The sequence below is a fragment of the Mesorhizobium sp. BR1-1-13 genome (assembly GCF_020165515.1).
Classification (GTDB): domain Bacteria; phylum Pseudomonadota; class Alphaproteobacteria; order Rhizobiales; family Rhizobiaceae; genus Mesorhizobium.
On sequence record NZ_JAIUIH010000001.1, the window covers coordinates 490,355 to 506,852 of the forward strand.

A 16,498-nucleotide genomic window follows, 5' to 3' on the forward strand; every position below is an offset into this window, starting at 1 on the left:
TGGGAACTACCGAGACATCTCGGCAGGTTGAGGGCATGGCAGCGCGCGGGGAGGATTTCCGCGTGCGCATGGCCTATGGTCGTTCGCGTTTTGCAAGGCATCTCTGGAAGACGACGGCGCTTTCGACGCTGGCGCTGGCCCTGTCAGGCGTGGCCGCCTATGGCGGCGACGCCCTCTGGCAGCCGCAGATACGGGCCATCATCGGCGCCGACAACAATGGCGGCAACGCCGCGCTCGAAGGTTTCATCCCGATCAAGCAGACCGCCGAATCGGTGCTGTTCCTGGATGTCAGGGCCAAGCACGATTTCAAGGACGCGTTCGGCCAGGATGTCGGCCTGGGCATTCGCCGCATCGTCAATCCCGACCTGATGCTCGGCGGCTACGCCTATCTCAACGTCGAGAACTACAACTCCAACCAGTTCACGTCAGCCACGCTGGGCGCCGAGGCCATCACCCCGCATTTCGACGCGCATGTGAACGTGTTCGTGCCGATCAAGGGTGACACGACGGACCATTCGGTCTCCTCGACCCTGTCGATGGTCTCGAACCAGTTGATCGAGCAGATCTCGGTGCTCGACCATCGCGACTACGCGGCCTGGGGCATAGAGGGCGAGGTCGGCGCCCGGGTGCCGCTCAACCTGCCCGACAAGCATTCGCTGCGTCTCGACATAGGCGGCTACCATTTCGAGGATCCGCATGGCGACGACGGCAGCGTCACCGGCGTCAAGGCCGGCATCGAATATGAGATCGGCGATGTCTTCGGCACCGGAACGTCGCTGACCTTCACGGGCGAGGTACGCAACGACAACCGCGACGACACCCAGTTCGCCGGCAGCGTGCGGCTGAACATCCCGTTCAATCCCGGCCAAGGCGGCGCGGACGGCGGGCCGGAGCCGGTCTATCCGGTCAGCGAAGGCCTGCGCAAGCGCGTCAACGAGCGGGTGCGCGGCGACATCGGCGTCAGGATCCAGTCGCAGGACTCGATCGGCGGCACGACGACCCGCGTCGCCATCAACGCCGCCACCAATGCGGCCTTCGGCAAGTTCTACTACGCCGATGGCGGCCTGGCCGGCGCCGGCACGCTGGCCGACCCGACGACGCTGGACGACGCGGTGACCAAAGCCGGCAGCGGCGGCTTCGTGGTGGCGCTGGGCGGCAACGGCAACATCACCACCACCGGCACGACGCTCGCCAACGGCCAGACCGTGATCGGCGGCGGCCAAAGCGTCACCGCGAAGCTTTTCGGCGGCGGCACCGGCACCTTCAACCTGGGCGGCAGCGACGGCACCATCCAGGGCACCAATGTCGCCAACAACGTCATCACGCTCGGCAACGGCAACACGCTGAACGGTATCACCATCACCGGCGGCGCCGACGGCATCTTCGGCAACAACATCACCGGCGCCACGCTGACCAATGTCACGGTGACGGGCGCCGGCGGCAACGGCGCCGCCTTCACCGGCACCTCGACCGGCATCACCGGTTCCAATTTCACCGCCACCGGCAACGGCCTCGACGGCCTGCACATCGAAGGCGACGGCACCTACAATTTTACCGGCACGACACTGCTGCAGGGTAATGGCGACGACGGGCTCGATGCCAGCGGTCATGGCACCTATACATTCGCGACGCTCAACGCGAAGGACAATGCCGACCGCGGCATAACCGTTCAGGGCACCTCGACCTCAGGCAGCTTCACCACCACCGGCGGCACCGTGTCGGGCAATGGCGGCACCGCCGTCTTCATCGATCCGATCACCGCGCATGTGGTGCTCGATTCGATCACGCAGGACCATGGCACATCGGGCGTGGTGCTCGACCAGGTCTCGGGCAGCTTCACCGTCAACGGCAAGACGACGATCTCGGACACGACGGGCCCGGCGATCGCCATTTCCAATTCGCCGGCGGCGATCCGCTTCGGCGATATCGATATCAGCGCTCCCGCCGGCGACGGCATCTCGTTTGCCGGCGTCAACGCGGCGGTGGTGGCCGGCGACATCGTCATCTCCGGCCTGGGCGTCGGCACCGGGCTCGACTTCTCCGGCAGCCATACGAATTTCACCGCGCAGTCGCTCAACATCACCGGCACCGGTGCGGCCGGCTCGATCGGCATCGACCTCGCCTCGCCGAGCTCGGGCGGGGCAACGATCGTCATCACCGATGGCGGCGCGATCACGGGCGTCGACACCGGCGTGCACTTCGGCATTTCCGGCTCGCTCGCCAATTCGGCCAATGCCGAATTCAGCTTCGGCGGCGGTTCGATATCAGGCATCACCGCTTCGCTCGACGCGCGCGGCCTCAACCAGACGCTCGGCCACTACGCCTTCGGTTCGACGACGTTCACGGGTCCGCAGCTGTTCGACGTGCAGAACGTCATCTTCGTCGGCGCCGCCGCGACCGGCTCGGGCACCGGCTCCTCGCTGCTCGACCTCGCCTCGATCGCCACGGCCGATGCCAACACCGACGGCACCGCGATCTTCGTGCTGGTCAATCGCGGCACGGCCATCGACGACGCCGACGGATTCTCGCTGAGCGCCGGCCAGACGCTGGCCTCGTTCGGCAACGGCCGGACCTTCTCGCTCGGCGGCATTCCGGTCAACGTGACGGGCGACAATGTCGCGCACACCACCGCCATCTCGGACGCGGGCGGCGCGGCGACGCTGACCAGTTCGGCCGGCACCGACACCGTCACGCTGGCCAACGACACCGCGCTGCTCGATTTCAACGTGGCGAACGCCAATCCGGGTGGCGGCAACGGCATCCATGGCAACAACGTCACCGGCGTCACGATAAGCGGCGTCAGCGTCAGCGGCGCCGGCCTGGACGGGCTGCTGTTCGAAGGCGTCAGCAATGTCAGCGCCAGCAATGTGACCTCGAGCGACAACGCCGGCGCCGGCCTGCGTATCGACGGCGACGGCACCTATGCCTTCAACGGCACGACAGCGCTTTCGGGCAATGGCGGCGGCGGACTGTTCGTCGACGGCGACGGGACTTATGCCTTCCAAACGCTGAATGCGTCCGACAATCTCGGCTTCGGCGTCAGCGTCATGTCCACCGCCGGTACGCTGCGCACCACCGGCGGCACGATATCGGGCAATGACGGAGGCGCTATCGCCGTGTTCGGCGCCAACCTCGACGTCACGCTGGATAGCCTCTCGCAGGACAGCATCAGCGGCAATGGCCTGTACGGCGCCTTGCTTGTCGGCGTATCGGGGAACTTCGCCGTGTCCGGCGCGACGACGGTCAGCGACGTTGTAGGCGGCGGTGTGATCATCGCCAACAGCACCGCCGATTTCAATTTCGGCAGCGTCGACATCTCGAATATCGCGTTCGGCGGCGGCATCCTCGTGCAGGGTACCACCGGCGCCGTCACGTTCGGCGGGCCGGTCAACATCACCAATGTCGGCTCGGCCGGCATCCAGGTCGACGACAGCAGCGGGCCGGTGACCTTCGCCGCGCCGGTCGATATTTCGCAGACCTTCGGTCCTGGTATTTCGCTCGGCTTCTTCGCAGGCAATTCGGGTGCGGTCTCGTTTGGCGACGTGACGATCGATCAGCCGTCCGACGGCATTTCGGTCAAGCATGTCAACGGCGCCATCAGCTTCGGCAATGTCGACATTACCAACCTGTGCAGTTGCTCCGCCATCGGCCTCGACCTGTCGGACAGCACCTCGGTCTTCACCGCCGCCACGCTCGACGTTTCGGGTCCCGCCGGTTCGACCGGCATTGACCTCTCCGGCACCGTTGGCGGTTCGGTGACGATCGGCAGCGGCGTTATTTCCACCGACACCGGCGTCCAGATGGGCACCAACGGCCTTGCGGGAACTACCGCCAACACGGCGTTCTCGTTCGGCGCGGCCGGGGGCGCGTCGATTACCGGCGTCACCGCCTCGCTCGACATGCGCGGCCTGCTGCCCGGCAGCGGCACCTATGCTTTCAACGGCACGCACCTGGTCGGGCCGCAGCTGTTCGACGTCGCCAATGTCGTCTATGTCGGTTCCACCGACACCGGAACCGGCGACGGATCGAGCGTCGCCAACCTGATCAATGCCGCAGCGGCCGACGACCTGACCACCAACGCCAACACGACCTTCGTGCTGGTCAAGACGGCGGCCGTGCAGACCACCGACACCGATGCCGACGGCTTCACCCTGGCCAGCGGCCAGTCGCTCGTTTCCTTCGCCAATGCCGGGACCGTCGATCTGGGCGGGCCGCCCGCGAACGTCACCGGCGCCGAGGTCGTCACCGGCGTGACGATGAGCGATCCGACGGGCTTCGGCGGCGCGACGCTGAACAACGGCGCCGGCAACACCATCGACCTCGCCAGCGGCAACACCGTCTCCAACCTCAGCGTCAACAGCTCGTTCCTGGCGATCGACGGCACGGCGTCGATCAACGGTCTCACCAGCACCGGCGTGACGATCCTGGGCGCGACGATCGGGCTTTACCTCGGCAGCTCGTCGGGCGCGATCACTGTCAACGATCTGACCATCCAGGGGTCGGTGCCGACCGGCGTCGTGCTGGCCAACACATCCGCGACGGTCGACTTCACCGGCACCACGACGATCGCCGGCGGGAGCAATATCGCGCTGCTGGTCAATAATTTCGGCGGCACCGCCAATTTCGCCGATCTCGACATATCAGGCGGCAGCGGCCTCGGCGTCGTGATCCTCAACGGCTCGAGCGGAAGCCTGACCTTCGGGGCGCCCAGCTCCATCGCCAACACCGGCGGCAGCGCGATCGTTATCGGCAGTTCGTCGGCCGACGTCACCTATGACGGCACGATCAACCAGAGCAGCGCGGCAAAAGCCGTCAGGATCGACGGCACCACCGGCGGCCTGATCACATTCGGCGGCGCCATCACTTCGACCGGCACCGGCGGCCTCTTCGATATCGGGGAGATAACCGCTCCCACCGACACCGCGATCCGCTTCACGGGTCCGCTGACGGCGACCGGCGGCGGCGGCGCGTCGATCACCAGCCTTGGCGCCGACTCGACATTCGAGGTCAGCGGCACGCTGTCGATCACCGGCGCGACGGGCGCCGCGCTGTCCATCTCGAACGCGGCCGGCAGCGCCACCTTCGGCACGACTAATGTGACGCTGGGCGCGAACAGCAATGCCGGCATCGATTTCTCCGGCACCAATAACGACGTCAGCTTCGGCACGACCACCGTCAGCGGCCTCGGCGCGGGCGCCAGCCAGACCGCCATCGACTTCTCCGGCTCGGCCACGACGGCCGATTTCGGGCTGACGGCGATCACCGGAAACGACGCCGCGAGCTCGCGCGGCATCGACCTGTCCTCGACGACAGCCAACCGCACCATCACCTTCCTGACCGGGTCGTCGATCTCAGGCGCCGGCATCGGCGTCGATCTGTCGGCCGGCCAGACGGCGGCGACCAGCGCCAACGCCAGCTTCACCTTCGGCGACGGCGAATTCGCCGACGCCAACGGCCGCAATTCGACAATCACTGCGGCGGCGGGCAATTTCACCGTCAACACCGTCGGTCTCGCCGCGCTCGGCAATTATGATTTCGATGACGTGCTCTTCACCGGCAGCGCGAATCTGGCCAGCGCCGTCGGCGGGGTGTTCATGGTGTCGCAAAATGGCGGCGTCATCGCCGCCGGCTCATTTGGGCTCAGTACGTCAGTCAATACCGTCTCGGTTGCCGATGCCGATCTGAAGACCGGCACCCAGACCTTTGCCTTCGTCGGCACGGTCGACCTCAGCGGCACGCCGTTCACGCTCGATTCCGGCCAGTCGATCACCGGCTTCGGCAACGGCAACGCCATCACCACGACCGGCACCATCCAGCCGGTGAACGTGCAGGGCAATCTCGGCGCCACCGGCGGCGATGTCACCGGCGACGAGGGCGTGGTCAAGAGCACGGGCAGCGATACCCTGCATCTGCTCGGCAGCAACCAGGTGCGCAACACCGCCTTCGATTTCACCGGCGGCAGCGGCTCGATCTTCACCATCGACCAGAGCGCGGGCAGCTTCAACAATGCCGGCGGCATCGTCATCGAAGGCGTCACGGTCGGCAATGTCGGCGCCGGCCAGACGGCGTTCAAGGTCGCCGGCCTCGACAGCAATTTGTCGATCACCAACAACAACGTCAACGTCGCCGGCACGCTGCTCGACGTCAACGGCGGCGCCGGCAACATCACCGTGACGCGCGGCACTTTGCCCAACAGCGGGCCGGCCGGCACGCTGACCGGCGGCGGCATCTCGATCGCCAATCACGGCGGCGGTCTGATCAATTTCACCGACAAGGTGACTGTTGGCGGCAACGGCGTCTCGCTCACCAACAACGCCGGCACCACCATCAACTTCACGGATGTGGACATTTCCACGAACGGCGTGACAGCGTTCAGCGCCAGCGGCGTCGGCACGGTCAATGTCCTGACGGGTACAGTCAATGCCACCAACGCACAGGCGGTGGCCCTCGACGGCATCGCCGGCAACATCAATTTCGCCTCGACCAGCGCGTCGTTCGGTTCCGGCAGCGGCATCGACCTGCAGAACCTCAGCGGCACGTTCAATTTCGGCACCGGCACGCTGACCAACACCGGTTCGGGCACGGCCTTCAATGTCGGCTCGGGCACCAATGCGAGCGGCGGCAACGCGAACATATCCTACGCCGGCGCCATCGTCAGCAACGGCACCGGCGCGGCGGTCTCGATCCAGGAACTGACCGGCGGTTCTGTGACGCTGTCGGGCATCCTGACCGATGGCCTTGCGGGCGCCGGCGGCAATATCGTCGTTGCCGGCATCGACAACGGCACGGCGGCGACGGTCACCTTCTCCGGCACGACCAAGCAGATCAGCTCGGGCGCGATCGCCGCCGTCAGCCTGCTCGATAATCCGGACGCCACGATCGGCTTCACCGACGGCGGGCTCGCCCTGACGACGACAACCGGGACGGGCTTCCTCGTTGGGAGCAGCATCCTCACGGTGACCGGCGCCGGCAACACCATCAATTCCGGCGCTGATGGACTGGTGCTGGCCGGCGGCACCAATGTCCGCAGCGCCGGCGTCACCTTCGACAGCATCTCGGCGGTGTCCACCAGTACCGCCGCTGGCGTGTTGATAGTCGGTGTCAACCTTGGCGGCGATGTCAACATCGGCGGCCTGACGGATAAGGGATACATCGGCGTCTATTTGGGCAGCGTGACCGGCACCGGGGGAGTCAATTTCACTGGAACGTCCGATTTCGACGTCAGCAACGCAGCTCTCCAGTTCGTTGGCGAGGTCGGCACCGTCAACATCGCCAATATCGCGGGGTCCAGCCTAACCATCGACGGCGGTGCGACCGGCGTTTGGTTCAACGGCGTGCAGGGCGGCAGCGTCAACATCGGCGGCAATGGCGGAGCCGCCAGCATCGGCGCGACGACAAGCACGGTCGATCGGGCAATAGCGCTCGACAGCAATACCGGTGGCGCGCTCAATTACAACGGTTCGATCAACGTCACCGGTGGCAGTGTGGTGGGCGTCCCCTTCACCGACCTGTCCACCCTCAACCTAAGCGGTTCGGTCACTTCGACCACGGCATCCACGGCCTTCGATTTCGCCGGCGCCGACGGCAGCTACACGATTTCGAGTACCATCGAGCATACCGGCGGCCGAGGCGTCGCCGTCGATGGCGCATCGGACGGAACGATTACCTTCTCCGGCACGTCGAAGACATTCGACACCGGCATCAATGATGCCATCTTCAAGGCTCCCAGCTTGGACCTGCTGCAAGGCACAGGCACATTGGCCTTCGCCAATGGCGGTCTTGCCATCACCACGACCAGCGGTACCGGGTTCAACGCCAGCACCTTCAACGCTGGCACGATCAGCGTCATCGGCAGCAACAACACGATCACCGCGCAGAGCGGAACGGCGCTCAACCTCGACGGCGCGACGGTCGGCGCGGGCGGCATCAACTTCAGCTCCATCTCGGTCAACGGCGCGGCGACCGGCGTTGCGCTCGACGACGTCTCCGGCGGCGCCATCAACCTAGGCACGGTCAACCTGCTGGGTATCACTTCGCGCGGCGTCGACGTTTCGACCACGCTCGGTTCGACGCTGAATTTCGCCAGCCTGAACGTCGGGCTGGGTGCCGACAACGCGATCGGCCTCGACCTGAATGGTGCCCTGCTCGGCGCCAGCACCATCACGGCTGATGATTTCGACGTCGCCGGCGGCGGCTTCGCCGGCACGCTCGGCATCGACATGGCGTTCACGACGGGCACCGGCACGATCCAGCTCGGTGACACCGCAAACAATAGCGGGCCCTCATCGACCATCAGTAATGTCGCGCAGGGCGTTCAGTTCAACAGCTTCACCAGCGCTAGGCTTGTCTTCGGCGACGGTCAGGGCCCGGCCGAGTCCACGATCGCAACCTTCGGCGGCGGCCAGGTCATCCACGCGACCGACACGCTGCCGACCAATGGCGACTACAATTTCAACGACGTCAATTTCACCGGCGACATCTCGAACCTGTCAGCGTACAAGGTCTACTACGTCACCACCGACGCCACCGTCGGCGGAGACGGCAGCTTCCTCAATCCAGGCACCTATGCCAACGCCCAGGCGTCCACGGCCAATGTCATCGTGCTGATCGACAAGAACGGCACCGGTAGCCAGGAAACGATCGACCTGAGCGGCACGTCGTTCCAGCTCGATGACGGGCAGGTGTTGCTCGCCTTCGGGCAAAACGATACGGCCATCGATGTCTCGCAGCTCGGTGTCGACACCAGCAGCGGCGCGTCGGCGGCATTCCATTTCAGCACGGTGCAGAATTCGCCGATCATCGCCGCACCGATCGGCATCGACACGCTGCGGCCGATCCTGCAGAGCAACACTGCTGGCTCGGTGATCACATTGGCGACCACTGGTCCCAGCCCGACTACCGGCGGCATCGAGAATCTCATCATCCGCAACACCGGCACCGGCGCCGGTGTTGCCGTCGATGCGTCGGCCGCGTCGAGTTTCTTCCTCCGCAACAACGACATATCAGCCGGCGGCAGGGCGCTCGACTTCTCCACGACCGGCGCGGCGGCCAACACGCTGCTGCTTTCGATCGACGGCAATACGCTGCGATCGACGGGATCCGCGCTGGCCGCGTTCTTCGCCGGCCAGAACATCAACGCGACGGACAATTCGATCGCCATCCGCTCCTTCGCCGGCAACACGGTCGTCGGCGGCACCGGCGGCGGCATTGCCTTCGACGACGTCACGTTCGATTCCACTGGCGCCGGCGGCACGGTCAGCGTGGGCACGCTCGACGTCGGCACATCAGGCGCGCGCGTCCAGGGCAACGGCCTTGCCTTTACCAGCACCAGCGGCACGCTCGATCTCGGCACGTTCACCACGTTCAATGATGGCGGCACGGGCGTCCTCGTCGATACCAAGGGCCCCCCGGCCACAACCTTTGCGTTGAACAGCAGCGGGGGCACGGTCGACACCATCAACGGCGTGGCGTTCAATCTCGATCCGCTGACCGTCAACATGGTCGTAAACAGCGTCACCGCCAGCGGCGGCGCCAGCGGCATCATCTTCGACGGCGTCGCCGGCAACTTCACCGTCACGGGCGCGACCACCGTCACCGGCACGACGGGCGCAGGCATCAGTTCCAACGCCAGCAATCCCACTGGCACCTTCAATTTCAACACGGTGACGGTAAAGAACACGGCCTCAACGGGCGGCGGCATCGGCTGGGAGAGCGGCACGCTCAACGTCGGCGGGCTCGCCGACATAGATACGACCAGCGGAGCTGGCCTGTTCCAGGGCGGCGGCACGACCAGCTTCAACGGCGGGCTGACAATCGACACCACCACCGGCGCTGGCATTACCGGCCCCGGCGGGACGATCAACATCATCGCCACCGCCGGCAGCGAAACGGTGAATTCCACCAGCTACAAGGCGATCGATCTCACCAATGCCGCTCTCGACATCGCGCTCGACTCGACGTCATCCGGTGGCGGCGGTGTCGTCCTGACCAATGTCACCGGCGCCGCCAGCCTCGGCACCGGCACGCTGAGCGGCGGCGGTGGCACGGCATTCAGCGTCGGCGGTGGCACCGTAAGCACCACCTATGGCGGCAGCATCACCCAGGCGAGCAACACGGCTCTGGTGTCGGTTTCAGCAGGCCATACGGGCACGCTGACCTTCTCAGGCACGCTGTCGGCAACCAACGGCACCGGCCTGCAATTCGACAATGCCGACGGCGCCTACAATTTCAACGGCACGACGACCTTGAATGGCGGCGACGCCGGCATCGATATCGTCAACAATTCGGGCGGCACGTTCAACTTCGGCACCAGCACCTCGATCGTCAACCCGAACAGCACGGCCTTCAACGTCGACGCAAGCGCGGCGAACGTCACCTATAGCGGCAACATCACCCAGGCCGGCAATGCCGCGCTAATCGCCATCGCCGGCCACACCACGGGAACGATCACCTTCCAGACCGGCACGCTGTCGGCAACCAACGGCACCGGCCTGCAGTTCGACAATGCCGACGGCATCTACAATTTTAACGGCACGACGACGCTGAATGGCGGCAATGCCAGCGTCGACATCCTCAACGGCTCGAGTGGCACGTTCGGCTTCGGCACCGCCGCCTCCATCACCAGTCCGAGCGGAACCGCGTTTAACGTCAACGGCGGCAACGCCACCGTGACCTATGCCGGCACGATCACGCAAGGTATGGGCGGCCAGCGCCTGATCGTCGTTGCCGACACCACCGGCGGCACGGTGAACTTCACCACCGCCCTGGCGAACGGCCTCAACGATACCGCCGGCACCGGCATCGTGATCGATGGCGCGGCGGGCAACGTCGCCATCAACAATGCCAGCCTCTCGGGCACGCGCGGCATCACTATCCTCGGCGACGCGGCGAACAACGCGACCGGAACGTACACCTTCAACAATGTTGCGATCGACACCGCCACAGGTGCCGGCAATGACGCTTTCGTCGTCGACGGCGACCAGGGCACGCCGGCTAACGACGACGTCAGCGCCATCGTCAACCTCAACAATGTCGACATCACCAATCCTGGCGGCAATGTCGCCAACATCCGCGGCATGGCTGCCGGCTCCGTCAACTTCGATGCCGCAAGCTCCATCACCCGAAACGATGGCGGGCTGGGCATCGTCGCGCTCAGCAATGCTGGCGGCATTATCAATTTCGGCGGCGCGGTGAAGACGCTCTCGACCGGCATCAACGCCGCCGTGCTTCTGACCAGCAACGCAGGCACGGCCATCAACTTCACCAATGGCGGCCTGGCGATCACCACCGCCAGCGGCATCGGCTTCGGCGCCTCGGGCGGCGGCACGGTGAGCGTCACCGGCTCCGGCAACACGATTTCGACCGGCAGCGGCGCGGCGGTCGACATGGACACCGTCGCTCTCGGCGCCGGCGGCATGACCTTCGCTTCCACGAACACGAGCGCCGGTGGCGGCAGCGCCGTGATCCTCGACACCGTTACCGGCGGACCGGTCAACCTCGGCGGTGGCGCGCTGGTCGGCGGCGGCAGTGCCACGATCCGCATCGGCGACGGTGCGGGCGGCGCCAACACCGGCGGCACGGCGGCTTTCACCTATGCCGGCACCATCACCAGCGGAACCGGCCAGGCGGTCAATATCCAGGATCGCGCCGCAGGCGCCGGCAACATCACGCTGTCGGGCAACATCAGCCACAATGTGGCCGGCCAGACCGGCATCCTGCTGGACGACAACACCGCCGGCACGATTACTTTCTCTGGTGCCTCCAAGTCGATCACGTCGGGCAGCGCGGCCGGAGTCAACCTGACCGACAACACCGGCGCGACGATCAACTTCACCAATGGTGGACTGGCGATCACCACCACCAGCGGCATCGGCTTCGGCGCCACGGGCGGCGGCACGGTGACAGTGACAACCGGCGCCAATCCGAACACGATCACGTCCGGTACCGGCACCGCGCTCAACGTCGCCAACACGGCGATCGGCGCGAGCGGCCTCACATTCCGCAGCATTTCGTCCAACGGCGCGGCCAATGGCATCGTGCTCAACAACACCGGCATGAGCGGCGGGCTGACGGTGACGGGCGATGGCGGCGGCTCGAACAACGGCTCGGGCGGCACGATCCAGAATGCGAGCGGCGACGGCATCAGCCTGATCTCGACCCAGGACGTCCACCTCGCCTATATGAACGTGATCAACAATCTGGGCGACGGCATCGGCGGCTCGGGCATAAACGGCCTGGTGCTGAACCGGCTCAATATTTCGGGCAACGGCAACGACGCGGCGACCGACGAGTCCGGCATCAACATAACGCAGTTGACCGGAACCGCCTCGAACGGCGCACATGCGACTTCGATCAGCAATTCCGTGATCAGCAACAACAACGAGTTCGAAATTCAAATCTCGAACGCTTCCGGCACGCTGACGAATCTGCAGCTCATCAACAACACGATTTCGGCGAACGGCCTGGCGATCAACGGCAATGCCAGCTCGCCGCACGGCAACCTCGTCAACTTCCTCGGCACCGGGACGTCCGTGATGGGCCTCACCGCGACCGGTGGCACATTCACCGGCAACACCGTCTCGGATGCGACGCATATCATCACCGGAACCGGCATCTTCGGCAATTCCGGCGGCACCAGCATGACGGTGAACGTGTCGGGAGCGACGTTCACCAACAACAATGCGGGCGTGGACGTCTCCACCGACCCGGCCGCGACCTCGCTTACCTTCGACATCGAGAACAACACGTTCATTGGCCAGCGTTCGACGGCGATCAATCATTTCGACAATGGCAACGGGCCTTTCAACAGGACGGTGAACGGCACGATCAGGAACAACATCATCGGCAACAACGCGGTGACCAATTCCGGCTCGCAGGTCGGTACGGGCATCAGCATCCAGAACGAAGGTGCCATCAACGGCAAATATCTGATCGACGGCAATCAGATCTACCAGATCGCGTCGGCCCCTGGAGTTAGCGTCAATGTGGGCTTTGGCGGCCAGGCAACGGGCGGCGGCGAGACCGACGTCACCATCACCAACAACATCTTCGACCATATCAACGGCAGCCGCGCGATCACCATCCAGGATAACCAGCAAGCGGGCTTCGGACCTTTCCCGACCATCTGGGCCAATGTGCAGGGCAACTCCTTCGCGAACGTAGCGGGACAAGCCGGTAATGGCCAGTTCATGCGCATTCGACAGCTCGCCGGTACGGTGAACGTGACGCAGGGCACGCCGACAGTCGGCAACACCGCCACGGAACTGGACAATGCCAATGGCTCGACCGACCCGACCTTGTTCAACCTATCCGGGACGGTGACGTTCTCGGCTGGCGCCCCGCCGCTGCCGACGATCAATCCTCTGCCCTGAGTCGACCGGCCAAGGCAGAAAGATGGCGTTTAACAGCGTCAGCTAAAAATACTGTCTTGCAAAGTAATCCGATCGGTTGTTCAATGGGCTTGCGGTACATGATTGCAATTTACTGAAAAACTTACGTATTAGCTTCCAAGCAATCGCGGTGTTTCTTGCGATGTTCGGTGCCGTATGTTGAATTGCCGCGGGAGAGATTACTGTGGCGGAACCATTTCTTTCCGAAATTCGAATTATGTCGTTCGTCTTCGCGCCCAAGGGCTGGGCGCTATGCAACGGACAGCTTCTGCCCATCAACCAGAACCAGGCGCTTTTCTCGCTGCTGGGCACCACTTTCGGCGGTGACGGCCGGGTGAATTTCGCTCTGCCCGACTATCGCGGGCGCATCCCGATCCATGTCGGCAGCGGCCATACGCTGGGCGAGCGAGGCGGCGAGCAGGCGCATACGCTCTCAATCGGCGAGATACCCCAGCATACGCATGTCGCGAATGCGTCCCTCACGCAGGGCGACTCCCCCAATCCGAATTTCGCCGGCGTCGGCAATGTCCTGGCGAGGGACCCCGGAAATATCTATGGTCCCGCCGCCAATCTCGCGGCGTTGAACGCCGGAAGCGTGTCCAGCATCGGCGGCAGCCAGGCGCATCTTAACATGCAGCCCTTCCTGACGCTCAGCTTCTGCATCGCCCTGCAGGGCATTTTCCCGTCGCAGACCTGAGGAACGCGATCATGGCACAACCTTATGTTGGCGAAGTCCGCATGTTTGCTGGCAATTTCGCGCCGGCGGGCTGGATGTTCTGCGAAGGGCAGCTTCTGCCGATCTCCGAGAACGAAACGCTGTTCCAACTGATCGGCACCACCTATGGCGGGGACGGCGAGAGCACTTTCGCCTTGCCCGACCTGCGCGGCCGCCTGCCTCTGCATCAGGGCAATGGCTTCATCCTTGCGGAAACCGGTGGCGCCGAGGAGATTGCGCTGACGATTCAGCAGATTCCGGCGCACTCCCATCCGTTCCTGGGAAACACCGGCAATGGATCGCAGGCTTCACCAGCGAACAATGTTCTTGCAAGCTCGACCCTGATCCAGCTCTACGCTCTGGAATCAGCGGACGCCAACATGGCGACCTCGGCCATTTCCTCCGTGGGCGGTAGCCAGCCGCATACGAATTTTCAACCCTATCTCTGCGTCAATTTTATCATTTCGCTGTTCGGCATCTTCCCGTCGCCGACTTGAAGAGGGACCGCCATGGCCGATCCGTTCGTCGCCGAAATCCGCATCTTTCCGTTCAATTTCGCGCCCAAGGGCTGGGCATGGTGCGATGGCCAGCTGCTGCCGCTGTCGCAGAATACTGCGCTTTTTTCTCTGCTTGGCACCACTTATGGCGGCAACGGCACGTCGAACTTTGCCCTGCCCGATCTGCAGGGCAGCGCACCGATGCACCCGAGACAGGGACCTGGACTTTCCCTTCACGATCTCGGCGAGACGGGCGGCTCCGAGACCGTGTCGCTGCTGGAATCCGAAATCCCGATGCACAATCATATAATGCGGGCGACTGTCGAAAACGGAACGCAGGGCACGCTGACCCCGAGTATAACGCTGGCGACCTCGATCGGTGGCGCCGTGTTTCAAAAGGCCACCAACGTCGATCTGGTGGCCATGAGCCCCAACGCGCTCCCCCCCGCCGGCGGCGACCAGCCGCACAACAACCTGCAACCCTACCTCACCTGTAACTTCTGCATCGCGCTGCAAGGCGTCTTCCCGCCGAGAGGCTAAATTCCCCGCCAACAGGGCAGGACCGATATCATGGCCAAGACAGCAGAACCAAAATCGAAAGCCCCTGCGGCCAAGGCGTCGGCCGCCGCGCCGAGGACGGCTTCCAAAGCCCGCGAAGGCGCCCGCTCGCGACGGCCTGACACCCCCGCCTACCAGCACATGCCCGCCGGCGGGTCCTTTTTCGAGCTGTCGCGGCTGATGGTGGTCGGCATCGATTCCGCCAAGGGACAACTGATCCAGAAGGCGCAGACCTCGCCGAACGGACCATGGCCGTCGGCCTGGTCTGTCATCGCGCCCGGCGCCTGGGTGATCATGACCGCGGGCCTCACCAAGGACGGTCGCGTCGCCGTGGTTGCGCAGCCGTCGGGCACCACCAGCCTGTCCTTCATCACCGAGGATGCCAACCAGATCGGCCCGATCGACAAGTGGACCGCGCCGGTCGGCATCGGCGCTCCGCCCGGAGCCGCCAGCTACCAGAAGCTGTGCATGGCGCGCGATGCCGACGGCCGCATTGAGATCTTCCTCACCGACAATCTGGGCCGCGTCTGGTGGATCTACCAGAACCCGGATGTGATTGTTCAAGTGCAGAAGACCATAACCCCGCCCGGCACGACGACACCGATTATCGTGACCGTCGACGAGCTCAGGCCGCCCGCCCAGCCGTGGAGCGCCTGGATCCAGCTGACCGGCCAGCTTGTGGCGATCACCGCGCTGCGCCAGGCAGACGGCCGCATCGCGCTGTTCGGCATCAACTCCGCTCTCCATCTCTATCGCTGCCAGCAGGCCAAGGCGCAGGCGCGGACGGTCGCCGACTGGACGCCATGGGTGCAGATCGACGCCGGCTACCCGTTCACGGAAATGGCGCCGATTGTCGGTCCGCTGGGCGCCACCAATCTCTTTGCCATGACGCAGCAGGGCCAGGTCCTGCACACCAAGCAATTGCCGGCCGGCTCCGACACCTGGACGGCCTGGGCGACGCCCGGCTACAGCAGGGTTCCCAGGTATACGCTCTGCGCCGGCATGCAGGGCGATGGCGACATCGTGCTGGTCGCCTCCGACCAGCAGCATGTTCACTCCTTCAACGCCCAACACGACGCCACAACCCAGAACTGGTCGGGATGGCGCGATTTCAGCGCCTCCGGCGCCAACACCCGCCTGTCGCTCGACTACAATGCCGATGGCCGTCTTGCCTTGTTCTCGATGATGATCCAGAACGACGGCACGAATGGTCTGTGGACCATCAGTCAGATGGCCATGGACAGTTCGGAATGGGAGTGGACCTGGACGGCGCTGGCCACCAGCAACCTCAAGCAGATTGCCGTGGTGCGCGACCTGACGCCGCCGGTGTGACGTCAGGC

The 16,498-nt window shown here is 64.7% G+C and carries 5 protein-coding genes; all 5 read left to right on the plus strand.

The genetic code is table 11. The features are described 5' to 3' along the window. The first annotated feature begins 35 nt into the window (after positions 1–35). The 5 genes from LB533_RS02500 (at position 36) to LB533_RS02520 (ending at position 16,490) form a co-directional block, all read left to right on the plus strand. Positions 36–13,370 (plus strand): right-handed parallel beta-helix repeat-containing protein, encoded by a 13,335-nt coding sequence (locus LB533_RS02500; protein ID WP_140639536.1) that lies wholly within the window; start codon positions 36–38, stop codon positions 13,368–13,370. A 235-nt stretch (positions 13,371–13,605) separates the two neighbouring features. Beyond that, positions 13,606–14,085: a phage tail protein gene (locus LB533_RS02505; protein ID WP_246674433.1), complete on the plus strand. Its 480-nt coding sequence runs from the start codon at positions 13,606–13,608 to the stop codon at positions 14,083–14,085. 11 nt (positions 14,086–14,096) lie between these two features. Next, positions 14,097–14,600: a phage tail protein gene (locus tag LB533_RS02510; RefSeq protein WP_140639534.1), complete on the plus strand. Its 504-nt coding sequence runs from the start codon at positions 14,097–14,099 to the stop codon at positions 14,598–14,600. Positions 14,601–14,612: 12 nt separating this feature from the next. Beyond that, positions 14,613–15,140, plus strand: coding sequence for a phage tail protein (locus LB533_RS02515; protein WP_140639533.1), 528 nt, complete (start codon positions 14,613–14,615; stop codon positions 15,138–15,140). A gap of 30 nt (positions 15,141–15,170) precedes the next feature. Continuing rightward, positions 15,171–16,490: a hypothetical protein gene (locus LB533_RS02520; RefSeq protein ID WP_140639532.1), complete on the plus strand. Its 1,320-nt coding sequence runs from the start codon at positions 15,171–15,173 to the stop codon at positions 16,488–16,490. The last annotated feature ends 8 nt before the right edge of the window (positions 16,491–16,498 follow it).